Annotated in this window: 19 protein-coding genes; 8 read left to right on the plus strand and 11 right to left on the minus strand. The window is 65.0% G+C overall.

Features of this window, described 5'->3' with window-relative positions:
- Positions 1-11 precede the first annotated feature (11 nt).
- From PMO31116_RS14865 to PMO31116_RS14895, 7 genes are all read right to left on the minus strand, one after another.
- A complete protein-coding gene (locus PMO31116_RS14865) occupies positions 12-665 on the minus strand; it encodes a methionine ABC transporter permease (protein WP_150567394.1) in 654 nt (217 codons plus the stop codon).
- Positions 655-1,689, minus strand: coding sequence for a methionine ABC transporter ATP-binding protein (locus tag PMO31116_RS14870; RefSeq protein ID WP_150567395.1), 1,035 nt, complete (start codon positions 1,687-1,689; stop codon positions 655-657). Before PMO31116_RS14870 ends, PMO31116_RS14865 begins: the two co-directional genes overlap by 11 nt.
- A 387-nt stretch (positions 1,690-2,076) precedes the next feature.
- The gene (locus PMO31116_RS14875) at positions 2,077-2,499 is read right to left on the minus strand and encodes a response regulator (RefSeq protein ID WP_150567396.1); all 423 of its coding nucleotides are present in this window, start codon (positions 2,497-2,499) and stop codon (positions 2,077-2,079) included.
- A gap of 13 nt (positions 2,500-2,512) precedes the next feature.
- Complete coding sequence (locus PMO31116_RS14880; RefSeq protein WP_150567397.1) at positions 2,513-3,157, minus strand: response regulator; 645 nt, start codon at positions 3,155-3,157, stop codon at positions 2,513-2,515.
- Positions 3,158-3,239: 82 nt separating this feature from the next.
- Positions 3,240-3,797 carry a ferritin-like domain-containing protein gene (locus PMO31116_RS14885; protein ID WP_150567468.1) on the minus strand — a complete coding sequence of 186 codons (558 nt, stop codon included), beginning with the start codon at positions 3,795-3,797 and terminating at the stop codon, positions 3,240-3,242.
- Between the two features lie 173 nt (positions 3,798-3,970).
- Complete coding sequence (locus tag PMO31116_RS14890) at positions 3,971-4,132, minus strand: DUF1328 domain-containing protein (RefSeq protein ID WP_039374862.1); 162 nt, start codon at positions 4,130-4,132, stop codon at positions 3,971-3,973.
- 104 nt (positions 4,133-4,236) lie between these two features.
- Complete coding sequence (locus PMO31116_RS14895) at positions 4,237-4,413, minus strand: DUF1328 family protein (RefSeq protein WP_023597267.1); 177 nt, start codon at positions 4,411-4,413, stop codon at positions 4,237-4,239.
- A gap of 237 nt (positions 4,414-4,650) precedes the next feature.
- Between PMO31116_RS14895 and PMO31116_RS14900 the strand changes: the two genes are divergently transcribed.
- From PMO31116_RS14900 to PMO31116_RS14920, 5 genes are all read left to right on the plus strand, one after another.
- Positions 4,651-6,201, plus strand: coding sequence for a sensor histidine kinase (locus PMO31116_RS14900; RefSeq protein ID WP_174971356.1), 1,551 nt, complete (start codon positions 4,651-4,653; stop codon positions 6,199-6,201).
- A gap of 143 nt (positions 6,202-6,344) precedes the next feature.
- Positions 6,345-6,551 (plus strand): CsbD family protein, encoded by a 207-nt coding sequence (locus PMO31116_RS14905; protein ID WP_150567399.1) that lies wholly within the window; start codon positions 6,345-6,347, stop codon positions 6,549-6,551.
- A gap of 126 nt (positions 6,552-6,677) precedes the next feature.
- Positions 6,678-6,815, plus strand: coding sequence for an entericidin A/B family lipoprotein (locus PMO31116_RS14910; protein WP_150567400.1), 138 nt, complete (start codon positions 6,678-6,680; stop codon positions 6,813-6,815).
- 113 nt (positions 6,816-6,928) lie between these two features.
- Positions 6,929-7,513 (plus strand): hypothetical protein, encoded by a 585-nt coding sequence (locus PMO31116_RS23750; RefSeq protein ID WP_174971359.1) that lies wholly within the window; start codon positions 6,929-6,931, stop codon positions 7,511-7,513.
- A 494-nt stretch (positions 7,514-8,007) separates the two neighbouring features.
- A complete protein-coding gene (locus PMO31116_RS14920) occupies positions 8,008-8,307 on the plus strand; it encodes a hypothetical protein (protein WP_246185303.1) in 300 nt (99 codons plus the stop codon).
- 106 nt (positions 8,308-8,413) lie between these two features.
- Here PMO31116_RS14920 and PMO31116_RS14925 read toward each other — a convergent pair whose 3' ends face one another.
- Together PMO31116_RS14925 and PMO31116_RS14930 are read right to left on the minus strand one after the other, a co-directional pair.
- Positions 8,414-9,826 (minus strand): methyl-accepting chemotaxis protein, encoded by a 1,413-nt coding sequence (locus PMO31116_RS14925; RefSeq protein ID WP_150567402.1) that lies wholly within the window; start codon positions 9,824-9,826, stop codon positions 8,414-8,416.
- Between the two features lie 316 nt (positions 9,827-10,142).
- Positions 10,143-11,063: a LysR family transcriptional regulator gene (locus PMO31116_RS14930; protein WP_246185304.1), complete on the minus strand. Its 921-nt coding sequence runs from the start codon at positions 11,061-11,063 to the stop codon at positions 10,143-10,145.
- A gap of 85 nt (positions 11,064-11,148) precedes the next feature.
- On the opposite strand from PMO31116_RS14930, the gene PMO31116_RS14935 reads away from it, so the two are divergent.
- From PMO31116_RS14935 to PMO31116_RS14945, 3 genes are all read left to right on the plus strand, one after another.
- Complete coding sequence (locus PMO31116_RS14935) at positions 11,149-11,979, plus strand: sulfite exporter TauE/SafE family protein (protein WP_246185305.1); 831 nt, start codon at positions 11,149-11,151, stop codon at positions 11,977-11,979.
- 104 nt (positions 11,980-12,083) lie between these two features.
- Entirely contained in the window at positions 12,084-13,025 is a 942-nt protein-coding gene (locus PMO31116_RS14940) for a carbohydrate kinase family protein (protein WP_150567403.1), read from the plus strand.
- 79 nt (positions 13,026-13,104) lie between these two features.
- Positions 13,105-14,013, plus strand: coding sequence for a LysR family transcriptional regulator (locus PMO31116_RS14945; RefSeq protein ID WP_150567404.1), 909 nt, complete (start codon positions 13,105-13,107; stop codon positions 14,011-14,013).
- 85 nt (positions 14,014-14,098) lie between these two features.
- Here the strand turns inward: PMO31116_RS14945 and PMO31116_RS14950 are convergent, their stop codons facing one another.
- Positions 14,099-15,205, minus strand: a complete 1,107-nt coding sequence (locus tag PMO31116_RS14950; protein ID WP_150567405.1) for an SDR family oxidoreductase — start codon at positions 15,203-15,205, stop codon at positions 14,099-14,101.
- A gap of 46 nt (positions 15,206-15,251) precedes the next feature.
- Positions 15,252-16,130 carry a MipA/OmpV family protein gene (locus PMO31116_RS14955; protein WP_150567406.1) on the minus strand — a complete coding sequence of 293 codons (879 nt, stop codon included), beginning with the start codon at positions 16,128-16,130 and terminating at the stop codon, positions 15,252-15,254.
- Positions 16,131-16,335 lie beyond the last annotated feature (205 nt).

Raw genomic sequence — 16,335 nt, forward strand, 5'->3', positions numbered from 1 at the left:
TTATCGGAAAATTACTTGTGACTCAGACGCCGCACCAGCCAGTCGCCGAACGTCTGTACCAGTTGCACGAACACGATCAGGATCAGCACCACCGTGATCATGACCTCCGGCAGGAAGCGCTGATAGCCATAGCGAATGCCCAGATCGCCCAAACCGCCGCCGCCGATGGCGCCGGCCATCGCCGAATAGCCCACCAGGCTCACGAACGTGATCGTCAGGCCCGCCACGATGCCGGGCAGCGCCTCGGGCAGCAGCACCTTCATGACGATCTGGCCGGTCGTGGCGCCCATCGACTGGGCCGCTTCGATCAGCCCGCGATCCACTTCGCGCAGCGCCGTTTCGACCAGGCGCGCCACGAAGGGAGCGGCGGCGATCGTGAGCGGCACGACGGCGGCCATCGTGCCGATCGACGAGCCGACGATCAGCCGCGTGAACGGGATCACGGCGACCAGCAGAATAATGAACGGTGTCGAGCGCACGGCGTTGACGAGGATACCGACGATGCGATTGACCGGCAGGTTCTGCAACACGCCATTGCGGTCCGTCAGATAGAGCAGCACGCCCAGCGGCACGCCCACGACAGCACCGATGACGCCCGAGATGCCCACCATGACGAGCGTCTCCCAGAACGACGAGACGAACAGATCGAACATTTCACTCCACATGGCTGAGCTCCTCGACGACAACGCCCTGACTGGCGAGGAACGCCATGGCTTCGGCCACGCGGGCCGGGGAACCGCCCGCCAGCACGGCGAGCGATCCGAAGGCCTGCCCCTGGATCTCGTCGATCTGGCCGTGCAGGATATTGAAATCGAGCTCGTAGCGTCGAATCGCCTCGGACAACAGCGGCTGGTCCACCCCCGCGCCCGAGAAGGCCAGACGATAGAGATGATCGTGACCGTTGCCGATGCGCGAGGCGACACGCTCACGAACGCCGGCAGGCAGTTCCTGCGAGATCACGTCGCCGATGAGCGCACGCGTGACTTCGTGGCGCGGACGCAGGAATACATCGATCACTCGACCCTGCTCGACCACGCGACCGGCGTCGAGTACGGCAACGCGATCGCAAACCTGCTTGATGACTTCCATCTGGTGCGTGATCAGCACGACGGTCAGCCCCAGTTCGCGATTGATGCGCTTGAGCAGATCGAGAATCGAGCGCGTGGTCTCGGGATCGAGCGCGGACGTCGCCTCGTCCGAGAGCAGTACCTGCGGCTCGCTCGCGAGCGCTCGGGCAATACCCACCCGCTGCTTCTGGCCGCCTGAAATCTGGGACGGGTAACGATCCTTTTGTGCCGTCAGCCCGACCAATTCGAGCAACGGCAGCACCTTGGCGCGAATGTCGGCGCTCGGCATGCCCGCGAGTTCCAACGGCAGCGCCACGTTTTCGTAGACGGTACGCGAGCTCAGGAGATTGAAATGCTGGAAGATCATGCCGATGCGACGGCGCGCCTGGCGCAGATCGTCGGCTGCCATCGACGTGAGATCCTGCCCGTCGACGCGCACGGTGCCGTCGCTCGGACGGTTGAGCAGGTTGATCACACGCACGAGCGTGCTCTTGCCGGCGCCGCTTCGGCCGATGATGCCGAAGACTTCGCCACGCTCGATCGACAGGCTGATGTTGGAAAGCGCGTCGATCGGCCCCTTGGGCCCAGCAAATCGCTGGGTAATGTTCTGGAGTTCGATCATGCAAAAAAATAGCAGCCCCACTGCCGGAAACTGCCCGCAGTGCGCCGCCGAGACTCGGTATTTAGCGTGAAGGCGACATTCTAGCCCATGCACCTAAATAGTTGAAAATAATAAAACTTGATCTCTTTATACGGAAATTCCGCTTAAGTTGCGCCCGGAGAGCGAGTGGCGCCATCGGCGTATCGCATTGCAGCACGAAACGCGCCCAAGGCAGCCGGCCTGCCCTCTCAAACGAGAAAAGATGAGGTGATTTCGCTAATCGGGCGTTTCATTCCCACATTCCGGGAATGACGGGGGTGGCGAGGCAACGGGACGTCATAGACGTCATAGACGACATAGCCGACGGGGACGACGGGGCAAAGGTCCCGGTGGGGTATGCGGGTGCGCTCAGGCCTGGCGGCTGGTGGCGAACTCGTCGAGCACTTCGATCACGCGATCGAACTCGAGCGATTTGTCGAAGAAGTATTTCACGCCCAGTTGCTGGCACCGCTTGCGATAGGTGGCGAGCGCGTAGTTCGTCAACACGATGGCCATGAGCTGCGAGAGCAGTCCCGCATGGTGCAGGTAGGAAAGCACGTCCATGCCGGAGCCCCGCCGCAACTGAATATCGACGATGACCGCATCGAACGAGTCTTCCTGGAGTGTGCGCACCGCATCGTCCGCGGTTTCCGCCACGCCCGTCACCTGAAGCATGCCGGTCGAGCCGAGCGCCTCCGACAGGCTCTCGCGAATGACGGCAGAGTCCTCGATCAACAGGACCTTGAGGGGCAAGCGGGACCCCGTATGCGTTGCCGCGTTCCCGGTTGACATGACAGCCTCTCTCTTAACTGATCAAGCCGTTCTTCAGCGCATATAGCGTCAGATCGGCGTTGGTTTTCAAACGCATCTTTTCCAGCACGCGCGCGCGATACGTGCTGACGGTCTTGACCGACAGGTGCAATTCATCGGCGATTTCCGTTGGGGTACGTCCTTGTGCGAGCTTGCAGAACACCTGGAATTCGCGCTCCGAGAGCTGTTCGTGCATCGGCTCGTCGACCGGCTGATCGAGCTTTTGCGCGAGCAGGTCGGCGGTTACCTCGCTGACATAGCGATGGCCGCGCGCCACCGTGCGGATCGCCCGAATGATTTCCTCGGGCGCCGCATCCTTCATCAGATAGCCGTTGGCGCCGGCGCGCAGCAGGTTGACCGCGTACTGCGCTTCCGGATACGTGGAAAGGAACAGCACGCCCTGCTCGGGACGCAACTGCTTGATCACGCGCAGGGTGTCGATTCCGTTCTTGTCAGGCATGGCGATATCCAGCAGCACGACATCGAACGCGGTATCGCGAACGGCACGGATCACTTCGTCGCCACTCGCCGCCTCGCCCAGCACTTCCATGTCCGCCTCGTCGGCAATGAACTGCTTGAAGCCAGTGCGTACGATCGCGTGGTCGTCGGCAATCAGGATTTTTATTGTTGTCAGCGACATCTAAGCTCCAGAAACTATCCCCATCGGCCGGATGGCAGCGCTTGCGTGGTCTCGACGCGCTTGCCATGGCCGCTACTCACCGTCACTCGCGCTCGAGCAGGTCACGCATATCGTCGGCATGCTCCTCCTCGACCGCCAGGATCTCCTCGAGCATGCGACGCGTCGTGGTATCCCGGTCGCCCAAATAATGAATCATCTCGCGATAACTCTCAATCGCAATGCGTTCCGCCACCAGATTTTCGCGGATCATGTCGCGCAGGTTGGCGGCAGGCACATACTCCGCGTGGCTTCGCGCGGAGAGGCTGTCGGGAGAGAAGTCCGGCTCGCCGCCGAGTTGCACGATACGCGCCGCGATGCGATCCGCATGATCCTGCTCCTGCGCCGCGTGTTCCGCGAACTCGGCCGCCACCGGCTCGGCGTGGATGCCCGTGGCCATGAAGTGGTGGCGCTTGTAGCGCAGTACGCAAACCAGCTCCGTGGCGAGTGCGTCGTTGAGCATGTGCACGACCGCGTCGCGATCCGCACGGTAGTCCTCCGTGACGGCACCTTCGTCGAGATGCTCACGCGCCCGCTCGCGCAGCGCGCGTACGTCGATCTCGAAGTCTTCGCCCGCGTGCTCGCTGTGTCCGTTGCCTTTCATCGCGTGTGTGCCAGACGTTGCGGTCTGCTGCTTGGCGTGCTTGGCGGTATGCATGAGCGATTCCTCCTGTCAGTGTTTTGGGGGGAGCGGCCCGACAAAGGCCGGGCGCTCGTCAGGGACGGGTCCGGCTCAGGGCCGGCTCAGGTCCGGATCATGCCGGGGTCAGGCGCGGCTCATCGTCGAACCACGCCGAAAAGCAGCGTGACCAGGAAAATCACCAGGAAGATGAAGAACAGGATCTTGGCGATCTCGGCAGCGCCCGCGGCAATGCCGGTAAAGCCGAAAACCGCGGCGATCAATGCGATCACGAAAAATACGACGGCGTAGTGAAGCATCGCAACCTCCTATCAAGTGAGCGGCTCGCGCTCGACACGCCGGACGTGCCGGCACCGCTGCACGGCGTCGCCGCGGCGCAAGCGCGCCGCCGCAACGCACCGCTCTAGTCGACGATCTTCTTGGCGATGGTCAGGCCAAGCAACAGGAAGATCACGAACAGCACCAGGAACAACACGAACAATATCTTCGCGATCCCGGCGGCGCCGGCAGCAATTCCCGTGAAGCCCAGCAGGCCCGCCACGAGCGAGATCAGTGCGAACAACAAAGCCCACTTCAACATAGCGTTCTCCTTGGTCAAAGCAGCGTTTCCCGGAGAGTTTCCTCGCTCCCGGGAATTGGCGACGCTGGCGGATGCAGCGCAAGCCAATTCCTGGGCGCTGGATGTATGGTAGGAAAACGCCGCCGACGAAACTGCCGGGACGGCGCTGGTTTTTACGTAGGAATTGGCTGACAATTTGGGAAAAGTCGCGTATTTCGCCGTATGATCGAACCGCGTCTTACCTCCGGTCACCCTCTCATGCCCCGATTGTTCACGTCCTGGCTGCGTCGCCGAAGCTGGATCATTGCCATGATCGCCGCGATCGTGATCACGGTCGGCAGTCTGGTCGGACTGGAGTCCGCGCACCGACGACTGGCTTCCACGTATGAGGCGGCACTGCAGAGCATGATCGCGGCCAACGAGCTCAATGAGATCATGGCGCGCACATCGACCGTGGTTTCGAGTCAACGGGGCTACCTGCTCACCAACGATCCTGTCTACCTCGACCCCTACCTGACTGCCGTGCGGCGCATTCGCGACCTGGCTGCGGTCGTCATCGCGCATTACGAAGCCGTGGGCGACACCCAGGCGACCGAGGACTTTGCGCGCGTCATGACGCTCTTCTCGCAGCGCATCGCCGCCATGGAAGCCGCGCGCGCCAGCGTCAGGCAAGGCACCATGAGCCTTGAAGAAGCCCTCTCCCCGAGTAATCTCGGCCTAGGCACCATGGAGCCGGTGCAAAACGGCATTACCGATCTTTACAACCGGGAAGTGGCGCGCGCGCGCACGGCGCAAAGCGACGGCCGATTCGATCAGGCGATTTCCGCAGTGAGCGCGGGCGCGCTTTCCGTGCTCACCATCCTGCTGTTCGTGATGTTGTTCCGCTCATTGGGCAAGCAGATGCGGCAGGAGCAACTCGCGCGCGATCAACTGCACGAGCAACAAGCCCATCTGGATCGGCTCGTGCGAGAGCGCACCGAACAGCTCGACGAGTTGGCGACCCACTTGCAAAACGTGAGCGAGGACGAGAAGACACGGCTGTCTCGCGAACTGCACGACGAACTCGGCGCCATCCTTACCGCGTGCAAGATGGATGTGACATGGGCACATCACAAATTGCGCAACACCGATCCCGTGATCGCGGAAAAGCTGGCGCGTGCCCAGCGCAACCTCGACGCCGGCATCCAGATCAAACGCCGCATCATCGAGAACCTGCGGCCGACGGTGTTGATCAATTTCGGGCTCGTCACGGCATTGCGCTCGCTTGCCGAGGAGACCGCCGACCAGCAGCACTGGCAGCTCGATCTCGATTTGCCGGAAGAGGATTTCGCGCTGCCCGAGTCCACCGCGATCGTACTGTTCCGCGTGGCGCAGGAGGCGCTCACGAACGCGGGCAAGTATGCGCGTGCCACGCAAGTGCGTGTGGCCCTCGCGTACGACGATCAGCGCCTGCGACTCGAAGTCATCGACAACGGCATCGGCCTGACGCGCGACCAGTTCAACAAGCCCAAGACGCACGGACTGTTCGGCATGCGGCAACGTGTTTCGGCCAAGGGGGGGCGAATCGACATCCATTCGCTGCCGCAGCGTATGGGCACCGAAATCCAGGTCGTGCTCCCGCTATGCAATCCGGCGGACGCCCCCGAAATCGCCACGGAAGTCACGGAAAGCACTGCCGTGCCGGCGGCCCCGGCGACTTCCTCTGCGAGCGCGGCGGCAACCGCCCCCGCCGGCGACACGCCGTCGGATACCTCCACGGACACGCCACCGCACCCTGGCACATCCGCCTCCCGCGTCGGAATACGCTGACAGCGCAACCCGATTCCGCCTACACCGCGACGCTGTCGCGGCTGACAGCGCCGACATTTCGCACTCCCTAACATGGAATCACTGCCACCGACGGCACCCGCCGTGCAGTGGCACCTTTTCCAACCCGACAAAAGGGAGTTGTCATGAACTCGGATCAAATGAAGGGCAAGTGGAATCAACTCAAGGGCGAGGCGAAAAAGCAGTGGGGCAACCTGACCGACGACGATCTGCTCAAGATCGAAGGCAACCGCGACAAGTTCGTGGGCGTGCTTCAGGAGCGCTACGGCAAGGCCAAGGAAGACGCTGAACGCGAAGTCGACACCTGGAACAACCATCACAAGCTCTGGTAACCGGGCCTGTCCGAGCCCGCCGCGAGGCGGGTCTCCCATCCGCCGGGAGGCGGCCTCCCCCTCTTCGTGCTGCCATCGCGCCGCGCTCGCGCGACAGACGACATCTTTCCTCAAGGAGAAATCAAAATGAAACGACTGATCGCCATCGCACTGCTTTCGGGCTTTGCACTGGGCCTCGCGGGCTGCAACACGATACAGGGCGCCGGCAAGGACGTCGAACGCGGCGGCGAGGCCATCCAGGGTGCTGCGGAGCGCAACAAGTAAGTCGCCTGCGGCTTGAGATAGCGCCGGGCGGTTTCGACGATGTCGACGCCGTCCGACGACCTCGGCTTATATCGCCCCCCAAAGCCCAAACATCCGCTTAACAGGAGGACGAGATGTCACATCGATTCGCCATGAAGGTTCTGACCTGCGCCTGCCTCGCTACCGGCATGCTCGGCGCGGCGGCCGCCAACGCGGCAGACGCCGCCGCCAAGGATCGCTACGAGGCCGCGGAGAAATCCGCCGAGGCCGATTACAAGGCGGCAGCGGCGCGATGCGACGACCTCAAGGACAACGCGAAGAAGATCTGCGTGGACACGGCCAAGGGCAATGAAAAGGTGGCCAAGGCCAACGCGAAAGCCGACTACAAGCAAACCCCCAAGGCCCGTTACGACGCCGCCATCACCAAAGCCGACGCCGACTACAGCGTCGCCAAGCTTCGCTGTGACGACAAGAAGGGCAACGACAAGGACGTTTGCGTGAAGGATGCCGAAGCCGCGAAGACAAAAGCTTATGGCGACGCCAAGGTCATGCGCACGAGCCGCGAGTCGTCCAGGAAAGACACTGTCGAGGCGCGTCAGGACGCCAACGCCGACGCGAACAAGGCCCAGTACAAGGCGGCGGTCGAACGCTGCGACAGCATGACGGGCGACAGCAAGGACGCGTGCGTGGCCGACGCCAAGGCACGCTTTCATCAGTAATCGTATCCGGCGCCCTGCCCCGGGGGCGGGCGCTAGTATCGGTCTGGCAGGGAGGAGACGGCGTGAGGCCGCGATTGGCCCACTTCGTCGTCGGCGGCGGATGTTGCGAAAGCGGCATCCGCCGCTGTTTTTGCGCCACACCGGGGTGTCATCGGTGTAAATGAATGTAACAAGTGTCGCGTATTCGGGGGTGTCCGTCCCCCCTTCCGCCAGCGCCGCCGTCAACCGAAACGAGCGCAAACCGTTGATTATGAATAAAATAGCATCGTAATCAACACGTTTGGCAGCGGCTTTTCATCATCTGGACGTTCCTTGCCTAGGGTCGGCGCGCATACTTTGCAACAATTGTGCCCACCCCGGATTTCGGAACTTCAGTAAAGTGAAGTCAGGAAATGTGACGAATCAGGGTGCCGGCGGGCACCGGGCGCGTCGAACGGCATGGTGCCGCTCGGGTGCCGTCAACAGTACGCTGCCAAGACCGCAGGAGAAATGTCATGAAAACCAAGTTTGCCGCCCTTGCCATCGCCGGGATCGCGCTCGCCGCGGGCGCGATCGGGACGGCGCAGGCACACGTCTCGGTCGGTATCGGCATCGGCTTGCCGCTGATCGCGCCGGCACCGGTCTACGCTCCGGCCCCGGTGTACGTTGCGCCGCCTCCGCCGGTCTATGTGGCGCCTCCGCCCGTCTATGTGGCCCCCGCGCCGGTCTACTACGGTGCACCGCCGGTGTATTACGGTCGCCCTTACTACGGCTACGGCCACGGCTACTGGCGCCACGGCCGCTGGCATCGCTGAGACCAACCATGACCGGCCTGGCGGCCGGTTGCCGAAAAGCAAAGCGCCACCGATTTCGCGATCGGTGGCGCTTTGCCATTGAGGCGAACGCGGCACGCAGTGGCGCCTAGCGTGCCACGCGGTACGCGATACGAAAACCTCCCCAGTGGCGGCCGTTCACGTAGATCGGCGCCGACGCGTCCTTCATCACCACGAACTCTCCGCCGCCCATATCGCGCCGATACGTCTGCAGCAGCAGTGGCTTGGTATTGCGACCGGCCGCGGAGCCGGTGCGGTCGTTGAACAACCGTCGGTTGCGGCAATGCGCGGCATTCCACACGGGATCGTTGGTCGGGGTCTGCGAGAACTTGCGGTTGTGCGTTGGCAGGTAGCCGTTCTCGTCGACGGCCGCGCAAAAGGCAATACGCTCGTTCAGGGCGAGCAATGGTTCCTGAATGGCAGGCAGCGTCTCGTCGGTAAAGCGCGTGAAACGGGCCATCAACTGCTGCGGATTGGAGCCGGGAATCGGTTCGTAGCTGCGGTCGAACAACTCCTGCTCGCTGATCCGCCCCTTGGCCAGCGCGGCCTCGAAACTCTCGCCGACCTGCCGCGCGGCGCGACGCACGGCCCGGATGAACGGCGTGTCTTCCGTCTCGACGTCGGCTTCGGCAATGAGTCCGATCAGGTGCTCCGAGACCGACAGCAAGCCGTTGATTCGCTCGCGCGCGCTCTCGACGTGTTCGGCCGAATGCGAGACGCCGTCGGCCATTTCATCGACATGGGAAGCCAGGGTCGTGCACTCCGTTTCGATGGCTTCGCTGACCTGTGCGATCTGTCCCGCCTGACGATCGAACGTGTCGAGCGCCGTGCCCGCCGTCTCGATCACGCTCGCGATGGCGCGCGTGCCTTCTCGGGCCTCGTTCGCGCGGGCGACATTGGCGTTGCTCTCGCGCATGAGCCGCTCGGTGCGCTCGCCCAGTGCGGCGAGCGTGTGTTCGATTTGCTGCGTCGCTTCGGCAGTCTTGCTGGCGAGCAGCTTGACCTCGGTGGCCACGACCGCGAAGCTGCGGCCGGCCAATCCCGCGCGCGCCGCTTCGATGGCGGCATTGAGCGCCAGCAGATTGGTTTGCCTGGCGATGACCGAGATCCCTTCGGCCACCTTCCCGACGTGATCGAGCGCTTCGCGCAGCCCGGCGATTTCGTCCGCCATGCCCGAGACGCCCTCCACGAGACCGTGGATCGATGCCAGCGACGCGTGCGCGGTGTCACGCGACGCCGCGATCTCGGCACTGGCGCGATCCGCGACATCGCGAGCCTCTCGCGCGGCGGCGGCGATGCGTTGGTTCCCCTCGCTGGTGTCGGCGGCAGCGCGACGCAATTCCTGGAACACTTCGGCTTGCCGTTTGATGCGAACCGAGATCTCGTCGACATTCCCCGCGATATCGCAGAGTTCCACGCCGAGCGTACCGGCGTTGGTGGCCACCTCGTTCATGATATTGACGGTCTGCGCGGCTCCCCTCGTGCGCGTGAATAGCCCCATCGTCAGTCTCCTCGCGTCTCTGATCTGCTTGTAATGACGAGGGCGCGAGCGCCGCCGGTACGGCGAGAACCGCCAGGCACCCCGGATAGACGTCTGCGCCGCACGCCGGCGCTTTCTTGCGCCGAGTGTCGAAAAGTATAACGGGAGAAAAAACGGCCGACTTGAGGGTTTCCTCTCGTTTTCCCGGCCTCGCGTGCCCCCCGCGCGCCCGCTCGCCCTGGTGCCGGACAACGGCCACACCTGCGCGCTCAGGCACTTTTCGACATTGTCCGCGCACCCTCTCATGCACGGCTTACGCCGGACTTACTGAGCAAACTTACTGAGCGCTGCGTCCCATTGACGCACCGATGCCGGCGCGCAGCGCGTCGCCCACGGCGCGCACGAGCGCGCCGGCATCGCGGCGATGCAGCAGTGCGACTTCGCTGTCCGCGCCCTCGTCATCGAGCGCCACGCGGCGCACTTGAGCACCCGCAAGCGCACCGAGGCTGTCCGGCACGATGGCCACGCCGAAGCCGGCGGCCACCAGATGCACGAGCGTCGCCTTGCGAGACGTGGCGGCAGCCGCCCGAGGGAAGAAGCCATGCTGCTGGCACAGCTGTGCCACGCGATAGCTGAGTCCGCCGCGCTCGCGGTGCGGCACGGAGACGAAGGGTTCGGCCGCCAGCGCCGCCACGCTCACCGAGGTTTTCCCGGCGAGCGCATGCTGCGGCGGCACGAGCAGTTGCAGACGTTCCCGGGCAACGACCTCGCACACGATCGACGGCGCGGGACGCAGCACCGGCAGCCGTACGAGCCCCAGATCGACGCGCCCGGCTTCGATCTCGTCCTGCTGCTGCTCGGACGACAGCGTCGAGACATCGACGCTCACCCCTGCATGGGCCTGCAAATGCGCATGAAGCGCGGCGGGCAGCGCGCCGGTGAAGGGCACCGAACTGGAATGCGCGAGCCGCACGGTGCCCTGCTCGCCGCGCGCCACGCTGCGCGTGAGCGCGACGGAACCGTCGAGGTCGGTGAGCACGCGCCGCGCCTCGGTCACGAACGTGCGCCCCGCCGGCGTGAGCGTCACGCCCTTCGACGAGCGCTCGAGCAGGACCGCCTGAAGCTCGCGCTCGAGCTCCGAGATCTGTCGGCTGAGCGCCGACTGCGCGACGAACAATCGCTCCGCGGCCGCGCTGAATCCGCCTGCATCGACCACTTCGAGGAAATACCGCAACTGCCGCAGCGACACCATGACCATGCCGTTTCGAGATCGAACATCGCCACATTCTATATTGGCGCGCCCCAGCCCCGCCGCCCTATGCTGGCGACGATCCCGCGCACGCATGCGCCCCATTCGAACTCGCCAGCCCTCACCCTTCGCCATGCACGACACGCTGATCCATGTCCTTCCCGATTCCGTCATGGCCGCCCTGCTCGGCGCGCTTCCTTCCCCCGGGCACTGGGTGCTCATGAGCGCGGCACTCGTCATCGCGTACGTCATCTTCGGCATCGCGGGCTTCGGCACCGCACTCGTCGCCAGCCCTGTACTCGCCTATGCCATGCCGGTGGCGCAGATCGTGCCGATGCTCGCGCTGCTCGACTTCGGCGCCGCCTCGGGCAACGTGATGCGCAATGCGCGCGCAGCCGACATGGCCGAACTGCGCCGCCTCGTGCCGGCGATCATCGGCGGCAGCCTCGTGGGGGGCGCGCTGCTGCTCACGTTGAAACCGGACATCCTGTTGCGCGCGCTGGGATGGTTCGTCTGCGGCTACGCCATCTTTTCCCTGGCCGGACCCAAGGCGAAGTCACGACTCTCGCAGGCGTGGGCGATTCCGTTCGGCGCGCTGGGCGGTCTGTTCGGCGCCATGTTCGGCAGCGGCGGGTTTCTGTTCGCGATCTATCTCACGAGCCGTCTGGAGCGCGTCGAGGCGATGCGCATCACGCAATCGACACTCATCGGCATGAGTACCCTCGTGCGCGCCATGCTTTTCCTGATTGCCGGCGTCTACGCCAACGTGTCGATGCTCGCGACGGCCGCTTCCCTCGTGCCTGCCATGATCGCGGGAATGTGGCTCGGCAAGCGCATTACACTGCGGCTCTCGCGCCAGCAGTTCGTGAGGGTCGTCAACGTCGTCGTGTTTGTCGCCGGCGTCGCGCTCCTGCTGCGCACCTGACGGACGAGCGGCCCGGTACATCGGCGCCCCCGTTCGCTGGTGAGTGCGTGCCGAGCGTCGCAAACGGATATGCTGGCGACTTCCCCATCCGACGTGTGCCCGTCATGCCCTCTGCCGCCGCGCTCCCGGCTTTGCTCGTCTTCGGTGAAGCGCTCACCGATCTCATTCGTCAGCCGCATGGCGACGCCCGTCACTGGGTCAGTCGCGCCGGCGGCGCCTGCTGGAACGTGGCGCGCGTGTGCGCCGCCATGGGGGTGCCGACGGGGTACGGTGGCGCGATCAGCACGCACGCGCCGTTCGGCACCGAGCTGCTCGCACTGACGCGCGCCGCCGGGCTCGACCCACGTTACGTCCAGCCGGTCGACGCCCCACCGCTGGTCGCCGTGGTGCATCGGCACGATCCTCCCGACTACTTCTTTCTCGGCAACGGTGCGGCCGATCTGGCCTTCGATCCGGCGGGCCTGCCGTCGGGTTGGAAAGACGCCGCACGCACGGCGCACTTCGGCTGCATCAGTCTCGTGCGCGAGCCGCTGGCAGGCACGTTGCTGGCGCTCGCGTCGTCATTGCACACGCGCGGCGTGACGATCAGCTTCGATCCGAATCTTCGCAACCTGATGGGGCCGGGCTATCGTGCGACGTTTGCGCGAATGGCCGCGCTCGCCACATGGCTCAAGCTTTCGGTCGAAGACCTGCGAGGACTCTATCCCGGTCGAACCGACGAGGACGCCCTTGCCGACGTCAGGCACATCGCCCCGCAAGCGCGAATACTGCTCACGGACGGTGAGCGCGGCATGCGCCTGTTGCTGCCCGGGGGCGAGGCGATCGCCCAACCCGCTTACCGGGTGGACGTGGCCGATACCGTAGGCGCGGGCGACGCCGCCATCGGTGCATGGCTCGCGAGCCTGGCCCGCGCACCGGACGCCGCGCTGTCCCACCATTTGCGCCGTGCCGCGGCCGCCGCCGCGCTCGCCTGCACGCGCACGGGTGCGCACGCCCCAGACTGGCAGGCGGTCGAAGCACTGATTCACGCCGCTCCCCTGGCGTGATCCGCACGCCGCCCCTGATCATCCATCCAAATTGTGGCTATGATGACACTCAATCATCACCATTCTCGATGGATTTACCATGACGCCGGACCAATTGCTGACCTTTGCGACCGTGGCCGAACTGGGCAACATCAGCCATGCGGCTCAGGCGCTCCATCTCTCTCAACCGGCGGTGTCGGGCCAGTTGCGGCTGTTGCAGGAGTCGTTCGGCGAGCCGCTTTACCGGCGTGACGGACGGGGAATCCGGCTCACTGCCGTGGGCGAGCAGGTCGCGGTGTACGCCAACAAACTTCGCCAGGACTACCGCCAGGCGCTCACGCTGCGCGATAGCCTGCGTGGCATGGAAACCGGCGCGCTGCGCATCGGCGCGAGCACCACGCCCGCGAGCTACCTGCTGCCGTACGTCATTGCGGCATTTCACCAACGCTATCCGGCCGTCGCACTCCACATCGTCGACGGCAACACGAGCGAGATCGTGGCGCAGCTCGACCGGCTTGACGTGGCGTTCATCGAGGGCGCGGTGCCGCCGGGCCTGTCGGCGGAGATCGCGGTACGGCCATGGCGCGACGACGAGATCGTCGCCATCGCACGGGCCGATCATCCGCTGGCGCGGCATCCCGAGGGCGCGTCGCTGCAAAGCATCGCCGAGTACCCGCTGATTCTGCGCGAACCGGGGTCCGGGGTGCGGGCGCTGGTGGCCAGGGCATTTTCCGTGGCCGCGCTCACGCCGCGCGTCGCGCTCGAGCTGGCCGGCGTGGAGAGTATCAAGGAAGCCGTACGCGCGGGCATGGGCGTGGGATTCGTATCCGCGATGTCGATGCGCCACGAAGACGCGGCGCTCGCGTCGGTGCGCATCGACCCGCCGCACGGGCTCAAGCGCCTGCTCACCGCGCTCGTGCCGCACGCCGACGCGTTGTCGCGCCCCACCGAGCGCTTCCTCGCCCAATGCTTCGCGGGAGACGGCACCGATCCGGCGGCCTCGCGGTGACACGCGGGAGCGACCCCATCGTACGCCCCGCGCCACTCGTCGCAACGCCCACCGGACCGGCGCGTCAGGCCGGACGCCTACGGCCTCATTTGAAATCCCACGCCATCTGCTCGGCAACCGGGGTCGCCTCCGACGAGCGCACGCACACCTCCAGGTAGTCCGTGACCGACGGCGGCGCCGGTGTGCCCTCGGCGAGCAGGCGGCGATTGTCGAAGACATAGTCGAGCGCGGCGAACGATCCGTAGCGGCGCAGCGCCTTGGCCATCAGGCGGCCGTTGCCCTGCCCCAACTCGCTCGCGAGCCGCGGCGCGAGGCGATCGATCTCGTGCGCACCGACATGACGGAAGCGTTCGCCCAACGGCGCGACGCCTCGCGCCGTGGCCAGCGCCGCCTCGATCTCACGGATCGTGCGCGCGCCGCGCTCGCCCGCCGACACGTGATAAAGGTCGTGACGCAGATGCGGCAGAAACGCGAGGTCGATCAGCGCGTTGGCGCAGAAATCGACCGGCACCACGTCGAGCCGGTCGTCGAGATCGCAAGTAAACGCGCCCAGCAACTGCACCATCCGGAACATCCAGAAGATGCTGCCCGACGGTTCGCACCCCAGCCGTGTGTGCCCCACCACGATCGACGGACGCGCCACGACCAGCGGCAGCCCCGGCCATTCGCGTCGCAGGCGACGCTCGGCTTCGGCCTTGGAGGCCGTGTAGGGCACGACCTGCCGGTCGGCACACGGCAGATCGTGCGATTCACGCACGAGCCCCGAAAGTGCGTCGCCGCAGGCCATGGCGGTTCCCACGTGCACGAAGCGTTCGAGCACCGGCGACGCGGCGACGGCACGCGCCAGCGCCAGCGTGCCGTTCACATTGACGACGTCGAGCTTAGGGTGTGGCGAAAAGCTGGCGATCGCGCCTGCGTGGATCACGTGAGTGACGCGGCGCATCCGTGGGTCGTCATCGAACGACACCGGATTCGCCAGGTCGCCGCACACGATGTTCGCTTCGGTCAGGGCAAGCCGATGCACCGGCGCCACACGGAAGCGATCCATCGCGGCACGGACCCTGGAGAGTCCGTCGCTGCCGGTGCGCGCGCGCACGAGCAGCAGCAATGACGGGCCGAACCCGTCCTTCAGAAGCTGGGCGACGACGGCGCCGCCCACGAAACCGGTGCTTCCGGTAACGAGAATTCGCATGGCTGTGGCCTCACAAAGACTGGAGGGTCAGGAACGCGGCGCGTGCTCAGAACGTGTAGTTCAGCGTTGCGGCGGCCTGGTAATTGGTCTTGTTGAATACGATGGGGCTCTTCGACGCATTGCCGGTGTAGCGCATCACGCCGCCGGCCACGGTTGTGCTCCAGTGCCTGGTGAACTTGTGCGTCCAGCTCGCCGTGAGACTCATGCCGTACAGCCCGCCACCGGCCGAGTACTGCCGATAGCCGGAATTCAGGCTCTGCGTCGGCGTCACGCCGAAATAGGTCTGCGCGTACTTGCCACTCGCGAAGTGTGCGGCGGCGCCCACGGCGATCGAGTCTGCCGCCGACCGGTACACATCGCCGTCCACGGAGAAGCGATAGACGTTGCCGCGATCGCGATTGGACAGCGGGATATCGGCCGCCACACTGACGACCGCAATGTCACCAATGGCATAGCCGGCTTGAAGCGTGGTGAACACCGAGCCTTTGATGTCGCCCATGCCACGCAGCTTGTTCGAGCCCGAGTCCAGCCCCCTGGTGCGATCCTTGCGGCCGCCGTCATACGCCATCGCGGCCGACAGGAAGACGCCCTTCGCTAGGGAGAGCCGATACCCCACGCCGCGCAGGCCGACGAAAACGCCGTACGGCGTTTGCAGCGCGAGATTCAGCGCCGGGGTCGCACGATATTCGTCGCTACCCATGTAGCGAGGCGACACACCGACGCCGCCGCCGATCGTGAACTCGTAACCGCGCTCGGGTGCTTGCGAGGGAAGACTCGGATCGGGCTGAATGCCACTGTAGCGCGCTGGCTCGACCGCACCCGCGAGCGGCGCGATAACGCAAAGCAACAGGCCGGCGCCCGTCAGGCGCGGCAGATGTCGGGAGGCGCGTGCGAGGCGGTTCGGGCAAACGTTACAGCTTTTCATGGGACTCCTACAAAAATTCGGGGGATTTCGTTCGTCTTCGGTGGGGGGACCAACGAATGCCACGCATCTTAGGCGCGATGCATTGCCGTGGCTGTTACCCGATTTAGGAGAGTTGTGAACAAGTGTTTTCAATTGTTCGCAGGTTTGAAACGCCCGCCCGGCGGGGCGGCGGGGCAGTAGAATGCGCCTCGCGGGAGTGCCGCCG

This window comes from Pandoraea morbifera, from assembly GCF_902459575.1.
GTDB lineage: Bacteria > Pseudomonadota > Gammaproteobacteria > Burkholderiales > Burkholderiaceae > Pandoraea > Pandoraea morbifera.